This is a genomic window from Streptomyces winkii (assembly GCF_032248595.1).
In the GTDB taxonomy this organism is placed as follows: domain Bacteria; phylum Actinomycetota; class Actinomycetes; order Streptomycetales; family Streptomycetaceae; genus Streptomyces; species Streptomyces winkii.
The window spans coordinates 321,322-336,470 of sequence record NZ_JASTTH010000007.1 but is presented as its reverse complement, the minus strand read 5'-3'; the positions used below and the strand labels follow the sequence as shown (position 1 = coordinate 336,470).

General features: G+C 73.9%; 14 protein-coding genes. 4 read left to right on the top strand and 10 right to left on the bottom strand.

Features of this window, described 5'->3' with window-relative positions; genetic code table 11:
- Position 1: 1 nt before the first annotated feature.
- Entirely contained in the window at positions 2–841 is an 840-nt protein-coding gene (locus QQM67_RS22905) for a TrmH family RNA methyltransferase (RefSeq protein ID WP_314175940.1), read from the top strand.
- A 158-nt stretch (positions 842–999) separates the two neighbouring features.
- Here QQM67_RS22905 and QQM67_RS22900 read toward each other — a convergent pair whose 3' ends face one another.
- From QQM67_RS22900 to pdhA, 9 genes are all read right to left on the bottom strand, one after another.
- A complete protein-coding gene (locus tag QQM67_RS22900) occupies positions 1,000–1,572 on the bottom strand; it encodes a bacterial proteasome activator family protein (RefSeq protein WP_314175939.1) in 573 nt (190 codons plus the stop codon).
- An 82-nt stretch (positions 1,573–1,654) separates the two neighbouring features.
- A complete protein-coding gene (locus QQM67_RS22895) occupies positions 1,655–2,251 on the bottom strand; it encodes a hypothetical protein (protein WP_314175937.1) in 597 nt (198 codons plus the stop codon).
- Positions 2,252–2,354: 103 nt separating this feature from the next.
- A complete protein-coding gene (locus QQM67_RS22890; RefSeq protein WP_314176192.1) occupies positions 2,355–3,332 on the bottom strand; it encodes an NAD(P)H-quinone oxidoreductase in 978 nt (325 codons plus the stop codon).
- A 50-nt stretch (positions 3,333–3,382) separates the two neighbouring features.
- Complete coding sequence (locus QQM67_RS22885) at positions 3,383–3,562, bottom strand: hypothetical protein (RefSeq protein ID WP_314175936.1); 180 nt, start codon at positions 3,560–3,562, stop codon at positions 3,383–3,385.
- Between the two features lie 25 nt (positions 3,563–3,587).
- Entirely contained in the window at positions 3,588–5,102 is a 1,515-nt protein-coding gene (locus QQM67_RS22880; protein WP_314175934.1) for a molybdopterin molybdotransferase MoeA, read from the bottom strand.
- On the bottom strand, positions 5,099–6,016 hold the full coding sequence (locus QQM67_RS22875) for an NTP transferase domain-containing protein (RefSeq protein WP_314175932.1): 918 nt from the start codon (positions 6,014–6,016) through the stop codon (positions 5,099–5,101). Before QQM67_RS22875 ends, QQM67_RS22880 begins: the two co-directional genes overlap by 4 nt.
- A gap of 3 nt (positions 6,017–6,019) precedes the next feature.
- Positions 6,020–7,432 (bottom strand): dihydrolipoamide acetyltransferase family protein, encoded by a 1,413-nt coding sequence (locus QQM67_RS22870; protein WP_314175931.1) that lies wholly within the window; start codon positions 7,430–7,432, stop codon positions 6,020–6,022.
- Positions 7,432–8,535, bottom strand: coding sequence for a transketolase C-terminal domain-containing protein (locus QQM67_RS22865; RefSeq protein ID WP_399067397.1), 1,104 nt, complete (start codon positions 8,533–8,535; stop codon positions 7,432–7,434). Before QQM67_RS22865 ends, QQM67_RS22870 begins: the two co-directional genes overlap by 1 nt.
- Complete coding sequence (gene pdhA, locus QQM67_RS22860; protein ID WP_314175929.1) at positions 8,532–9,722, bottom strand: pyruvate dehydrogenase (acetyl-transferring) E1 component subunit alpha; 1,191 nt, start codon at positions 9,720–9,722, stop codon at positions 8,532–8,534. The genes QQM67_RS22865 and pdhA overlap by 4 nt, the downstream gene beginning before the upstream one ends.
- A gap of 338 nt (positions 9,723–10,060) precedes the next feature.
- Here pdhA and QQM67_RS22855 point away from each other — a divergent pair, with 338 nt between their 5' ends.
- Positions 10,061–10,594 (top strand): Lrp/AsnC family transcriptional regulator, encoded by a 534-nt coding sequence (locus QQM67_RS22855; protein WP_314175927.1) that lies wholly within the window; start codon positions 10,061–10,063, stop codon positions 10,592–10,594.
- Between the two features lie 112 nt (positions 10,595–10,706).
- Positions 10,707–12,392: an FAD-binding oxidoreductase gene (locus QQM67_RS22850; RefSeq protein ID WP_314175925.1), complete on the top strand. Its 1,686-nt coding sequence runs from the start codon at positions 10,707–10,709 to the stop codon at positions 12,390–12,392.
- Between the two features lie 49 nt (positions 12,393–12,441).
- Here QQM67_RS22850 and QQM67_RS22845 read toward each other — a convergent pair whose 3' ends face one another.
- Positions 12,442–13,035: a TetR/AcrR family transcriptional regulator gene (locus tag QQM67_RS22845; RefSeq protein WP_314175923.1), complete on the bottom strand. Its 594-nt coding sequence runs from the start codon at positions 13,033–13,035 to the stop codon at positions 12,442–12,444.
- Positions 13,036–13,268: 233 nt separating this feature from the next.
- Here QQM67_RS22845 and paaN point away from each other — a divergent pair, with 233 nt between their 5' ends.
- Positions 13,269–15,026, top strand: coding sequence for a phenylacetic acid degradation protein PaaN (paaN, locus tag QQM67_RS22840; RefSeq protein WP_314176189.1), 1,758 nt, complete (start codon positions 13,269–13,271; stop codon positions 15,024–15,026).
- Positions 15,027–15,149: the final 123 nt, after the last annotated feature.

Below are 15,149 nucleotides of genomic sequence, written 5' to 3'. Positions count from 1 at the left end.
CATGACCGGCGGAGACGAGACGCCCGCGGGAGCGGACGCCGACACGGGCAAGGACACATCCGTGGGCGGAGACGTGGGCGGCGGCGCGGGCGCCTCGGTCGCGCCGCTGCTGCGCCGGTGGCGCGAACTGGCGGAGAACAACGTGCTCCTGGACGGCTTCCACGCGCTCAAGCACGCTCTGCGCTTCGGAGCGCACGTGCCGGTCGCGCTGTCGGAGGACCCGGCGGCGGTGCTCGGCCTCGCCTCCGCCCTCGCCCCCGATCTGACGGAGACGCTCGGCGGCCTGCTGCGCGAGGTGCCCCGCGGAACGCTGCACGGTCTGGTGCCGCGCCCCCACCCCACGGGCGTCGCCGCGCTCGCCGTACGGGGCACGGGCCGTGTCGCGGACGACCGCACGGCGCCCGTCGTCGTGCTGGACGAGCCGCGCCATCTGGGCAACGTGGGCGCGGTGATCCGCGTCGCCGCCGGAGCGGGAGCGGCGGGAGTGCTGACCACTGGCACCGTCGATCCGTGGCATCCCAGCGTGGTCAGGGCGAGCGCGGGGCTGCACTTCGCGACGGCGGTACGGCGGTGCGAGCCGCCCGCGCTTCCGCCGGGGCCGCTCTATGCGCTCGATCCGGACGGCCGGGACATCCGCGGCCTGGCGCTTCCGGACGACGCGCTCGTGGCGTTCGGCTCCGAGCGGCACGGGCTGTCGGACGGGCTGCGCGAGCGCGCCGACCACTTGGTGGCGCTGCCCATGCGGCCGCAGGTCTCCAGCTACAACCTGGCCACGAGCGTCGCGATGACGCTCTACCACTGGATGGCGGGGCGCCCGCCGGAGCCCGGCGCGACCCGCTAGGGACGCCAGACGGGACAGCAGAACAGGCAGGACGGCAGGACGGGCGGGACAGGCAGGACCGCGGCCGCGGCTCCCGGTGCGGAGTCACGGATGCCCGGTGAACGGGCGGAGCCTCATCGCCCGTGACGGCGGCGGGCGTTGTGATCAATGCGTGTGCGTCACAGGTACGGGCCGCCCGAGCGGGCCTGGCGCCCCGGCTCCTCGTCGCCGAGCGTGCCGTCCTCGGGGAGCGTCCCCGGAGGCAGCGCCCTGCGCATCTGCTCCAGCTGCGCGCGTGCAGCCATCTGCTGCGCGAAGAGCGCGGTCTGGATGCCGTGGAAGAGCCCTTCGAGCCAGCCCACGAGCTGTGCCTGCGCGATGCGCAGCTCGGCGTCGGTCGGCACCGTGTCGTCGGTGAAGGGCAGCGAGAGCCGCTCCAACTCCTCGATCAACTCCGGCGCGAGACCGTCCTCCAGCTCCTTGATGGAGCTGGTGTGGATCTCCTTCAGCCGCACCCGGCTCGCCTCGTCCAGCGGTGCCGACTTCACCTCTTCGAGCAGCTGCTTGATCATGCTGCCGATGCGCATGACCTTCGCGGGCTGCTCGACCATCTCTGTGACCGGGACCTCAGCCTGCTCGTCGCCGTCCCCGCCACCGGCCTTGGAGTCGGCGCTGCCGAGAGCCATTCCGTCCGGTCCGACGACCAGGACCTGCTGGTTCTCCCTTGGCCGTTCGTTGCTCGGCTGTGTCATGCCCCCATTCTGCACTCATGTCCTCCCCGCATGTCCTCCGAGCCCCCGTTCGCCCTTCGCCCGGCGCGTGCGGACCCGGGGGTCAGGCGCGCCTCAACCGGAGGGCGATCAGAGCCAGTCCCAGGCCGATGAGCGTCATGCCGGCGCCGAGCGGGAGCACGGGGGAGACCTCGCCGGTGGCGGCGGTGGTGGGCCGCCGGTCCGAGGAGGGCGGGTCGCCGGACTCCGAGCCGGGGCCCGCACCGGTACCGGAACCGGAGCCCGGCTCGTATCCGGATTCGTATCCGGACCCGGCGTCCTGCTCGGTGCCGGGATCGGGCTCGTAGAGATCGCGCGTGCCGAAGAGTTCCTCGCCGTCGCCGAAGTCGTCGTCGAAGCCGCCGCCGTCGGACCTCTCGTCCGGGCCGAAGCCGTCCTCGTGGCCCCCCGCCTCCGCGGGTGACGGGGCCCGGGACGGCAGGCTCTGCGAAGTGCCGTGACGGCCGGGCGACTTCGCCGCCGTGCCGCCGTCCGCGCTCACGACGGCGGCACCCTCGGGCCGGTCGCCGTGGGTGTCCGCGCCCGGTGCCGCCCCGGCGAGCGCGGCGACCAGCAGTGCGGCGACGCACGGCAGCCCCGCGGTCGCACGGAGTTTACGAGTGGGGATGGTGGGGGTGAGGGTGTGGCGTCTGTGCCGCACGGCAGAGACCCTCCCTTTGCGAAGCGTCCAATAATGCAATCAGCGTTACATAATTGGACAACTCCGGCATCCGGAAGGGTCCCTGTTCGGCCGCTTCTGTGCACTAAGGAGTCAGAAGGATCTTCCCCACGTGGGTGCTCTCCTCCATCGCACGGTGCGCGTCGCCGGCGCGGCTCATCGGGACGGTGCGGTCCACCACGGGCCGCACCCGGCCGTCCGACACCAGCGGCCACACGTGTTCCCGTACGGCCGCGACGATCGCCGCCTTCTCCGCGGCAGGACGGGCACGCAGCGAAGTCGCCGTCACCGCCGCCCGCTTGGCGAGCAGCGCACCGAGGTTCAACTCGCCCTTCCGCCCGCCCTGGAGGCCGATGATGGCGAGACGGCCGTTGAACGCGAGCGCCTTGATGTTCTGATCCAGATACTTGGCGCCGATGATGTCGAGGATCACGTCGGCGCCCTGGCCGTCCGTCCCCGCGCGTACGGCCTCGACGAAGTCCTGCTCGCGGTAGTTGATCAGGATGTCCGCGCCCAGCTCCGCGCAGCGGTCCAGCTTCTCCTTGCTGCCGGCGGTGACCGCGACGCGTGCTCCGACCGCCTTCGCGAGCTGGATCGCCATGGTGCCGATGCCGCTGCCGCCGCCGTGCACGAGCAGCGTCTCGCCGGGACGCAGATGGGCGACCATGAAGACGTTCGACCAGATCGTGCTGGTCACTTCGGGCAGCGACGCGGATGTCGGCAGGTCGATGCCCTCCGGTACGGGCAGCAGTTGGCCGGTCGGGACGGCGACCTGCTCGGCGTACCCGCCGCCGCCCAGGAGCGCGCACACCTCGTCGCCGACGGCCCAGGTGCTCACGCCGGGACCCAGCGCCGAGATCCTGCCCGAGCACTCGAGCCCGGGGTAGGGGGAGGCGCCGGGCGGCGGATCGTAGAAGCCCTGCCTCTGGAGGATGTCGGCGCGGTTCACGGCGCTCGCCGCGACCTCGACGAGCACCTCGCCCTCGCCGGGTTCGGGGACGGGGACCTCGGCCCAGACGAGGGCCTCGGGGCCGCCTGGTTCGGGGATGGTGACCGCGTGCATCGTGGAGTTGGACGTACCCATGGGGCCGACGCTACCCCCGGGCCGTCCCGCTACGGCACCGCCCCGCGCTGTGCAGGGAGGGGCTCGCCCGTACGTCCGGCGCCGTGGTGCGCGCCCAACTCCCGGCCGGGCGCGCCCCTTCGGGCGATCCGCAGGGCATCGGTACGTCCCTTGGCGTCGCCCTCCGCGCTCCAACTCCCCGCGGTGCCGGTCCCGGTGGCGCGGCTCATGCCTGTGCCTGCGCGGGCCCGTACGTCACCACGTGAACCACGGAAGCGGCAGCACCCGCACGTCGCCCCCGGCGGAGGCGCCGCCGGGCGGGACGACGGCGAGGGCGCCTGCGGTGGCGATCCCTCTGAGCATGGCGGGCCCGTTGTAGTGGAGCGGACGGGCCTGCGAGGCCACCGGGGAGAACGCGACGGGCACGAGCCGGGTGTCGCGCGGATGACCCTGGACGTCCTCGGTGAGACGCGCGAACACCTCGCGCTGGGCCGGCCGGTCGGCGAGCGTGCGGATCAGCGGGGCGGCGAGCGTGACCAGACCGGAGAGCGCCGCGAGGGGATTGCCGGGCAGGCCGACGAGGTGCGCTCCGCCGCTCCCGGCACCGCCGCCCGCACCGGCGTCGGCGTCCTCCCGTCGCGGCAGCCGGGCCAGCAGCATGGGGTGCCCCGGCCGTACGCGTACGCCTTCGATGAGCAGGCGCGCGCCCACCCTGGTCAGCGTGGGACGCAGGTGGTCGACGGGGCCGCGGGCCGTGCCGCCCGTGGTGACGAGCAGGTCGGCGGTGGTCGTGGCGACGGCCTCGTGCAGCGCCTCCGCGTCGTCGCCGAGGCGCCTGGTGACGATCACATCGGCGCCGAGTTCCGCGAGCCAGGGCGCGACCGCCGGGCCGAGCGCGTCGCGGATGCGGCCGTCGTGCGGCACACCGCGGTGCAGCAACTCGTCGCCCAGTACGAGGACTTCCGCGCGGGGGCGACGGGTGACGGTCAGCCGGTCGTAGCCCGCGGCGGCAGCGAGGCCGAGCACCGCGGGCGTCACCGGCGTCCCGGCGGGCAGCAGCCGGTCCCCGGAGCGGCACTCCTGGCCGCGGGGACGGATGTCGGTGCCGGGCTGCGGCCGTCGCGTCGTACGCAGGCGGCTGCCGTCCGTCTCCCCGTACTCGGAGCGCAGCACCGCGCTCGCACCCGGCGGGATGCGGGCGCCCGTCGCGATGCGGATCGCCCGGCCGTCGGGGAGGGGGCGCGGTTCGGACCTCGCGCCCGCGAGGATGCCGGTGCCCGTCGCGTCCTCCGCGAGCGTCCAGGGGCCGGGACCCGCGACGGCCCAGCCGTCCATCGCGGAGGTGTCGAAGGACGGCAGGTCGGTGAGGGCGTCGAGCGGGACGTCGAGGGTGTGGTTCAGGGCCTCGTCGAGGGGGAGCGCGCGGGAGGGGAGGGGCCCGGCTTCGCGGGCGGCCTGGGCGAGGGCGTCGGGCCATGGAACGTCGCGGGCGTGCGACGGGGCGTCGGCGGCGGCGTCGCCGGTGCGGGCCGTGTCGCCGGTGCGGGCGCCGGGTCCGCTGCCGGTGCGCCGGTGGCCGGCCGTGCCTTCACGGCCGCTCTCGCCGTCGCGGTCGTCGCCGTCGCGCGCACCCTCACGGTCGCCGCCCGCGCGGGGCCGCGGGGTCTCGCCGCTCGCCGAGGACCGGCGTGAGCCCGTACGGCCGGAGGCGCCGCCGGACCTGCCGTTGGCGAGCGCGATGGCCTCGTCCAGTTCGTCGGCGCCGCTCATCGACCGTCGCCCTGCTCCCCTTCGCGCTCCTCGCTCTCCGCGGCCCAGCGCGCCGCCAGCCGGGCCGCCTTGTCCGCGGCCTCCGCCACGTCCTCGGCGGAGCCGCCGCGCTGGGCGGCCGCGTACCCCACCAGGAACGTCGTGAGCGGTGCGGCGGGACGGGCGACTCCGTGAGCGGCGTCGCGTGCCACGTCGAGGAGCGTGGCGGTGTCCACGTCGAGTTCGATGCCGAGTTCGGCCTTCACGGCGGCCGTCCATTCGTCCAGCACGGTGTCCTGCTCCCTGATACGGGCCCTCGCGGCGGCGACGTCTTCCCAGGTGTCGCAGTCGAGGGCGTCGGATGTGGCCGCGCGCCGGCCGGCGGCGATGTCGATGCGACGAAGTCTCAGCTCGGGAAGGAGCAGCCGCAAGGGGAGACCCGTGAGGCTTCCGTACTCGGTGCGCAGCAGGGCCAGTTCGCGGCGCAGCGATTCCGTCCGGTAGGCCGCGAGCAGTGGCTGGTCGCGGCCGTCGTTCACGAGCGCGCCCTCGACGGCGTCGCCGTCGGCCGGCTGAGCCTCGGCGGGCACCGCCGCCAGCAGGGTCCGCACGGTCTCCGGCCGCAGAAAGGGCAGATCGGCGGAGAGCACGAGCACGGCCTCCGCGTTGACGCCCCCGCGCAGCCCTGCGTCGAGCGCGGCCAGCGGCCCGCCGCCCGGCGGGTCCTCCCGCACCCATGCGACCGGCCGGTGCGTGGGTCTGCGCGGCCCGACGACGACCGTGGTGGAGGCGCCGTCGCACGCGGACAGCACGCGGTCCAGCAGGGTGCGGGCACCGACGGTCAGCGACGGCTTGTCGGTGCCGCCGAGGCGCCTGGCGCCGCCGCCCGCGAGGACGACGGCGTCGTGCGTGTGCGCATGGGCGTCGGGTGTCACGCCCTAGAGCGTACGGAGCAGTACCGCGGGCTGCTCCACGCAGTCCGCGACGTGGCGCAGGAAGCCGCCGGCGGCCCCGCCGTCGCACACCCTGTGGTCGAAGGTGAAGGAGAGCTGCACGACGTGGCGCACCGCCAGCTGCCCCTCGTGGACCCAGGGCTTCTCGGTGATCCGGCCGACGCCGAGCATCGCGGCCTCGGGGTGGTTGATGATCGGAGTCGAGCCGTCGACGCCGAAGACGCCGTAGTTGTTGAGCGTGAAGGTGCCGCCGGTCATGTCGGCGGGCGTGAGGTCGCCGGTGCGGGCCACCTCCGTGAGCCGGGCGAGCTCCTCGCTGAGCCGCACGGCGTCGAGTGCGTGCGCGTCCCGTACGACCGGGACGACCAGCCCCCGCGGGGTCTGCGCCGCGAACCCGAGATGCACCGCGGAGTGGCGCACGATCTCGTGCGCCTCGGTGTCGACCGTGGCGTTCAGCTCGGGGAAGCGGGAGAGGGCGGCCGTGCAGATCCGGGCGAGGAGCGCGAGCAGCGAGACCTTGGGCGCGCCGGGCCCCGGGACGGAGTTCATCGCCCGGCGGGCGGCGAGCAGTTCGGTCGCGTCAGCGTCGACCCAGCACGTTGCGTCCGGGATTTCGCGGCGGCTGCGGGAGAGCTTGTCGGCGACGGTGCCGCGGAAGCCGGTCAGCGGGATGCGCGTGGCCGTCTCCGGCGCGGTCGGTGCTGCCGGCGCAGCCGGTGCCGCCGGTGCGGTGGGCTGCTCCGCCTGCGGAACGGTGCGGGAACGCGCGGCGCGCTCGACATCCGCGCGGAGGATCAGCCCGTCCGGGCCGCTGCCGGTGATGCCACGCAGGTCGAGGTCGTGTTCGCGCGCGATGCGCCGTACGAGAGGCGAGATGACGGCGACGGGGCCCTGCCGGGCTGCCGCGTCCGACGGAACCGGAGCCCGAGCCGCGGCGGGGGCTGCGGCATCGGAAGAGCGGAGGCCGTCGACGGGACGGGAGCGGCGACGTCGTCCGGCCGGACTCCCGGTGCCGTAGCCGACCAGGACGTTGCCCGAGCTCTCGGCAGCCGCGCCGGCTTCGGCGTGCACGCTCGCCCCGGAGCCGTTCGCTTCCGTCTCGGTACGCGCTCCGGCGGCCGGCCGCGTCTCGCCCTGCGCCTCCTCCTCCGTGGCGCCCACCGCCACCGTCAGCAGGGGCGTGCCGACGGGGATCTCCGCGCCCTCGTCCCCGAACCGCGCCGTGACGACTCCGCCGTACGGACAGGGAACGTCCACGAGTGCCTTGGCCGTCTCGACCTCGACGACGGACTGGTCCACCGCCACCACGTCGCCGACGGCGACGAGCCAGCGCACGACGGTCGCCTCCGTCAGCCCCTCGCCCAGGTCGGGAAGCGTGAACTCCCGTACGGAAGCCATCAGTTCACTCCTCCTCCGGGGCCCGCGGCGTGCCTTGCGTCATCGCCCGCACGCCACTCGCTCTCCCACTGGAGCCGCGCGACGGCGTCCAGCACCCTGTCCACATCCGGCAGATGGTGCCGCTCCAGCATCGGCGGCGGATACGGGATGTCGAAGCCCGCGACGCGCAGCACCGGCGCCTCCAGGTAGTGGAAGCAGCGCTCGCTCACGCGCGCGGCCACCTCAGCGCCCGGCCCGGCGAAGCCCGCCGACTCATGCACCACGACGGCCCGGCCGGTGCGCCGCACCGACGCCACGACCGTCTCCTCGTCCAGCGGCACGAGCGACCGCAGATCGACGACCTCCAGCTCCAGGCCGTCGTCGCGCGCCGCCGCCTCCGCGGCCTCCATGCACACGGGCAGCGAGGGGCCGTAGGTGATGAGCGTCGCCGAGGTGCCGGGGCGCCTGACCACCGCACGCCCGATCTCCGGCACGTCCTGCGGCTGCTCGGGCGACCAGTCGTCCTTGCCCCAGTAGAGGCGCTTGGGCTCCAGGAAGATCACCGGGTCGTCGCTCGCGATGGAACGCCGCAGCAGCCCGTACGCGTCGGGGACGGTCGCCGGCGTGACGACGTGCAGCCCGGGCGTCGCCATGTAGTACGCCTCGGACGAGTCGCTGTGGTGCTCCACGCCGCCGATTCCCCCGCCGTACGGCACCCGTACGGTGAGCGGCATCGGCAGGGCGCCCCGCGTGCGGTTGCGCATCCGCGAGATGTGGGAGACGAGCTGCTCGAACCCCGGGTAGGCGAAGGCGTCGAACTGCATCTCGACCACCGGCCGCATGCCGTACATGGCCATGCCGACCGCCGTGCCGAGGATGCCGGCCTCCGCGAGCGGGGTGTCGGTGCAGCGGTCCTCGCCGAACTCCGCCGCCAGGCCGTCCGTCACGCGGAAGACGCCGCCGAGCGTGCCGACGTCCTCACCGAAGACGTGCACGTCGGGGTCGGCGGCGAGGGAGTCGCGCAGCGCGCGGTTGAGCGCCTGCGCCATGGTGGACGGCTTGCGTGCGGGCTCCCGGGGCGGCTGCGCACCGGGCGGCGAGGAGGTGCCGGTCGCCGTGCTCATTTCCGGCCCCCCTGCCCGTCTGTGCGGTGCGGCCCGTCCGGCTGCGGCTCACCGGCCGCCGGGGTCCCCTCCGCCTCGGCGGCGTCGAGCTCCGCGCGCAGCAGCTCGGCCTGCTGGTTGAGCTGTGCGGTCCTGTGGGCGAAGACGTGGTCGAAGAGGTCCATGGGATGCAACTCCGGCTCCTGATGCATGCGTTCACGCAGATCGCCCGCCATCCGCTCCGCCTCCTCGGCGGCCTCCCGTACGCCCGCGTCGTCCAGGAGGCCGCGCGAGCGCAGCTCCTCCTCCATCAGTACGACGGGGTCGTGCCCGCGCCACGCCTCCACCTCCTGGTCCTCGCGGTAGCGCGTGGCGTCGTCGGCGTTGGTGTGTGCCTCCAGGCGGTACGTCACGGCCTCCACCAGGCAGGGGCCCTCGCCGGCGCGGGCCCGCTCGACCGCCTCGGTGAGCACGTGGTGCATCGCCGCCGCGTCGTTTCCGTCGACGAGCCGGCCGGGCATTCCGTAGCCCACGGCCTTGTGCGCCAGCGACGGCGCCGCCGTCTGCTTCGCCAGCGGTACGGAGATCGCGAAGCCGTTGTTCTGCACGAGGAAGACCACCGGCGCCTGCCACACGGCCGCGAAGTTGAGCGCCTCGTGGAAGTCGCCCTCGCTCGTGCCGCCGTCGCCGACCATCGCGAGTGCCACCACGTCGTCGCCCTTGAGGCGGGCGGCGTGTGCCAGCCCCACGGCGTGCGGCAGCTGGGTCGCCAGCGGGGTGCTGAGCGGGGCGACCCGGCTCGCGCGGGGGTCGTACCCGCTGTGCCAGTCGCCGCGCAGCAGCGACAGCACGGCGACCGGGTCGAGGCCCCGGGCGACGGCCGCGAGGGTGTCCCGGTAGCTGGGGAAGAGCCAGTCGTGCTCGCGGAGGGCCAGTGCCGCCGTGACCTCCGCGGCCTCCTGGCCGGTGGAGGACGGATAGACGGCGAGGCGGCCCTGCTTGGTCAGGGCCGTGGCCTGCTCGTTGAACCTACGGCCGCGCACCAGCTGTCCGTACAGCTCGCGGAGGAGCCCGCCGTCCAGCTCCGCGCCTGTGCCGAGCAGCCGGAGCGGCTCGCGGTCGGGCATCAGGGGAGCGGGGTCGCGGCGGGGGCGCCAGGCCGGGGGCGGTGCGAGGTGGTAGGCACCGGACTGCTCGAGAACCGTCATGGTGAGCACCTCACTCTTGGGGCTGCCAGGGGTTGCCAGGTGCGTGTCTGCCGGGTGCGACAGGTCGTGCCGGGGCTTCAGGGCCTGTCCTGGGGGTCCCCCCGGCGCAAGCCCCTGGGGTCCCCCCGGCGCAGGCCCCTGGGGGTCCCCCCGGGCGCAGGCCAGGGGGCGGGTGCCCGGACAGGCCCCGATGAGCGTGGAAGCGCGTGGTGCGTGCTCCCCTACCGATTGTTCGGTTGCCGGCACATTTTGGCTACAGGCGGCGTCGGGCTGTGGACAAGTTGGGCGATCGTGCGTTCGATGGGTGCAAGACGTCCAGCGAGGGGAGGCCACAGGGCATGCCGGACGGACAGATTGCCGATTCGTCCAGCGGGCCCCGCGGCCCCGCCCCGGAGGGCGCCGAGGGTCTCGATCCCCGCCCTCCGGCCCGTCCGCTCGACCCCGTCGACAGGGACATCCTGCGGCTGCTGCGCGCGGACGGGCGGATGTCGGTACGCGCGCTCGCGGAACAGGTCCACATCTCCCGCGCCAACGCCTACGCGCGCATCAACCGCCTCGTCGAGGACGGCGTGATACGGGGCTTCAGCGCCCGCATCGACGAGGAGCGGGCGGGCCAGGGAGCCTCCGCGTACATCACGCTGAAGATCGTGCAGGACTCGTGGCGCAGCGTCCGCGAGAAGCTGCTGCGGCTGCCCGGAGCGGCCCATATGGCGCTGGTCAGCGGGGACTTCGACGTGCTGCTGCTGGTGCACACCGCCGACAACCGGTCGCTGCGGGACCTGGTGCTCACGAAGATCCAGTCGATCCCGGAGGTGATCAGCACGCGCACGCTGCTGGTCTTCGAGGAGACCCACCTCGAACCGGACATCTGAAACGGCGGGCGGACGGGGGCGGCTGGTTCGGCGGCGGGTGGCCGGGCGTGGATCTTGCGCCTGGCGCGCGGCCGTCCATACGCTCCGGCGACATCTGAGCGAAAGGTCTGTCATGGCGGCCACCGGGCACTCACAGGACGGCGCGGCTACGGGCCGCAGCGACCGCAGCGACCGGACCGACCGGACCGGCAGATCCTGGTGGGGCTGGGGACGCTCGGACCAGGCGCTGCCGGACAGCGAGTGCACCGCCCTCGCCGCGCTGCTCCCGGGCCTGCCGGCCGATCCGCTGCCGGTGCCGGACGTATCCGGCATCGCCCTCGCGCCGCCGCGGGTCTCGCCGCCCGGCTCGCTCGCGCACCTGGTCTCGGACGGTACGGCCGACCGGGCGGCACACACCTACGGCAAGGCCTACCGCGACGTCGTCCGCGCCCTGCACGGCGATCTGGCCGCGGCCCCCGACCTGGTCGCCTTCCCGGACACCGAGACGGAACTGGTGGACCTGCTCGACTGGGCGGGCGCGGGGAACGTCGCCGTCATCCCGTACGGGGGCGGCAGTTCGGTGGTCGGCGGAGTCGAGTACCGCGGCGGCGACCACGCGGGCGTCCTCTCGCTCGATCTCTCCGCCATGGACCGGGTGCTGGAGGTCGACACGGCCTCCAGGGCGGCCCGCGTCCAGGCCGGAGTCTTCGGTCCGGCCCTGGAGGAGCGGCTCCGCGAGCACGGCGCGGGCCTGACGCTGCGCCACTTCCCGCAGAGCTTCGAGTTCTCCACGCTCGGCGGCTGGCTGGCCACCCGTGCCGGCGGTCACTACGCGACGCTGCACACGCGCATCGACGACTTCGTCGAGTCGATGCGCGTCGTCACGCCCGCCGGGACCGCCGAGTCCCGGCGGCTGCCCGGCTCGGGAGCGGGGCCGTCGCCGGACGGGCTCTTCCTCGGCTCCGAGGGGACCCTCGGAGTGATCACCGAGGCGTGGATGCGGTTGCAGGACCGTCCCGTCCACAAGGCGTCCGCCGCGGTCCGTTTCGCGGACTTCGGGGAAGCGTCCGAGGCCGTACGAGCCGTCGCGCAGTCCGGGCTCCATCCGGCCAACTGCCGGCTTCTCGACCCGGGGGAGGCGGCCCTCGCGGGCGCCGGGAAGGACGGCGAGAGCGTGCTGGTGCTCGGCGTGGAGTCCGCGCACGTCCCGGTGGACGGACGCCTCGCGGAGCTGTGCGCCCTCGCGGCCGACCACGGCGGCCGGGTCCCCGAGCGGGGCAGGCCCGGGAGCGGCGACGGCGGCGACGCCGGACAGGGCGACGCGGCGGTGAGCGCCTGGCGCTCGGCCTTCCTGCGCATGCCCTACGTCCGGGACGGGCTGGCGCGGATGAGCGCGATCACCGAGACCTTCGAGACGGCCTGCACATGGGACCGGTTCCCGGGCCTCTACGAGGCGGTCCGCACCGGGATCGGGGCGGCGGTGGAGGAGGTCACCGGCCGCCGCGGCATCGTCAACTGCCGCCTGACGCACGTGTATCCGGACGGTCCCGCCCCGTACTTCACGGTCATCGCCGCCGGGCGGCGCGGGGACGAGGTGGCCATGTGGGACGAGATCAAGACCGCCTCGATGGAGATCCTCGACCGGCACGGCGCCACCGTCACCCACCATCACGCCGTCGGCAGGGACCACCGGCCCGGCTACGACCGGCAGCGCCCCGAGCCCTTCGCCCTCGCCCTGCGGGCCGCCAAGTCGGCGCTCGACCCGCACGGGATCCTCAACCCGGGAGTCCTCGTCGACCCGGTGCCGCCGGCGGCCTGAGCGGGGCACGACGGCGGCCGGCCCGGCCCGGTTCGCCGCCGGCCGTGCGTCAGCTGCGCAGGCCCGCGAAGGCGGTGCGCACGACGGCCTCCGCGACCTCGTCGCTGGTGGCGGCCCCGGCGCGGCCGGCGCGCGAGGGCCGGTACCACTCCACGATGGAGTTGATCATTCCGAAGAGCAGCCGCGTCGCCAGCCGTACGTCCACGTCGGCGCGGAGATCGCCGTCCGCCACCGCCTGCTTCAGCAGCTCGGAGACCCGCTGGTCGAACTCGCGGCGGCGTGCCATCGCCCAGCGCTCGGTGTCGGTGTTGCCGCGCACGCGCAGCAGCAGCGTCACATACGGCAGCTCCGCCATCAGCACCTCGACGGTGCGGCGGGTGACGTGCTCCAGCCGGTCGATCGCACGGCCCTCGCGCGCCCGCGGCTCGTCGAGCACGCCGAACAGGCCGCTGAGGGCGCGGCTTATCGCACGGCGCAGCAGCTCTTCCTTGCCGCGCACGTGGTGGTAGATCGACGACTTGGAGATGCCGGCGGCCTGTGAGAGATGCTCCATCGACGTGCCGTCGTAACCCCGCTCGATGAACACCTCCACGGCGACTTTCAGCAGCGAATCGGGTGTGTAGGTGTCGCGCTTGACCGGCATGCGGCCGATGCTATCCGCGTTGTCCACAGGCTCACCGTCCCCCTTGCACCGACCGATCGTTCGGTAGCAGTATCTACCTGTCGCCGCAGGACCGACAGCCCGCGGCGTCGCATCTTCAGCACCGCCCGCACCGCAGCGCGCACGCACGCGGGCGGGCAGGCGATGCAGCGTAAGACAGCGCCAGCCACCCAGCCCCCAGCTCGACGAGGAGTTGGTCGTTCGTGACCGCATCCGTGACCACCAGCGCGACCACGGCCGGCAGCACCGCGCTCTCCGCGGCCCGGCTGACCGAGAGGCACCGTCCGACGCTCGACCGCGCGCTGGAGGCGATCCGCAGCCGTGAGTACTGGTCGCCGCACCCCGAGCACCCCAAGGCGTACGGGGAGGAGTCCGGAGTCCCCGGCTCGCTGAGCGCCGGCCAGGGCCAGGCCGCGTTCGACGCGCTGCGCGGCGAGCGCTTCGAGATCGAGGGCCAGCCCGGCACGGCGGGCCCGCAGGGCGGCTGGGCGTCGACGGAAGTCTCGCCGTACGGGCTGGAGTTGGGCATCGAGTACCCGCGGCCCGACCTCGACGTGCTGCTGCCCGAGATGCGGAAGGCGATGCCGGCGTGGCGCGAGGCCGGGCCGGAAGTGCGCGCGGCGGTGTGCCTGGAGATCCTGGCCCGCATCAGCGCCCGCACCCACGAGTTCGCGCACGCGGTGATGCACACCAGCGGGCAGGCGTTCATGATGGCGTTCCAGGCGGGCGGTCCGCATGCGCAGGACCGCGGCCTGGAGGCGGTGGCCTACGCGTTCGCGGAGCAGGTCCGCACGCCGGAGGCGGCCGACTGGTCCAAGCCGCAGGGCAAGCGCCATCCCCTTGAGCTCCGCAAGCGGTTCACCGCGGTCGGCCGCGGCGTCTCGCTGCTGATCGGCTGCAACACCTTCCCGACCTGGAACGGATATCCCGCCTTCTTCGCCTCCCTCGCGACGGGCAATCCGGTGCTGGTCAAGCCGCATCCGCGGGCGGTGCTGCCGCTGGCGCTGACGGTCCGCATCGCGCGAGAGGTGCTGACGGAGGCGGGGTTCGAGGCGAACCTCGTCGCGCTCGCCGCCGAGCGGGAGGGCGAGGGCATCGCCAAGGAGCTGGCGGTCCGCCCGGAGATCCGCATCGTCGACTACACGGGTTCGACGGCCTTCGGCGAGTGGCTGGAGGCCAACGCCCGGCAGGCCCGCGTCTTCACCGAGAAGGCCGGGGTCAACACGGTGATCATCGACTCCACCGACGACTACAAGGGCATGCTGGGCAATCTCGCCTTCTCGCTGTCGCTCTACAGCGGCCAGATGTGCACCACCCCGCAGAATCTGCTGATCCCGCGGAACGGCATCACGACGGACGCCGGAGAGAAGTCGTACGACGAGGTGGTGGCCGATCTGGCCACCGCGGTGGGCAAGTTGCTCGGCGACGACGCCCGTGCGAACGGGATTCTGGGCGCGATCGTCAACGAACAGGTGCGTGAGCGCGTCGAGTCGGCCGCCTCGCTGGGCGAAGTCGCCCTGGCCTCCCGCCCCGTCGAGCATCCCGACTTCCCCGGGGCGCACGTGCGCACGCCGGTCATCGTCAAGCTGGAGTCGGCGAAGCCCGAGTCGGAGGCGGCGTACTTCTCGGAGTGCTTCGGGCCGGTCTCCTTCGCCGTCGCCGTGGACTCCACCGCCGACGCCGTCGCACTGCTGCGGCGCACGGTGCGTGAGAAGGGCGCGATGACGGTCGGTGCGTACACGACGTCGCCTGCCGCCGAGGGCCTGATCGAGGAAGCGTGCATGGACGAGTGCGCGCAGCTGTCGCTCAACCTCACCGGCGGGGTGTACGTCAACCAGACCGCCGCCTTCTCCGACTTCCACGGCTCCGGCGGCAATCCGGCCGCCAACTCGGCGCTGTGCGACGGCGCGTTCGTCGCCGACCGTTTCCGGACGGTGGAGGTCCGGCGTCCCGCGGAGCCCGCACAGGAGTAGCGGAGGCAGAGACCGGTACAGCAGCAGCCCGGCGACGAGCGAACAAGCCCCGGACAGTGAAGGAGGGGCGCCCGGCGCGTGCGGTGCGCGTCGGGCGCCCCGGTCGGACCGGCCGGCCGCGGG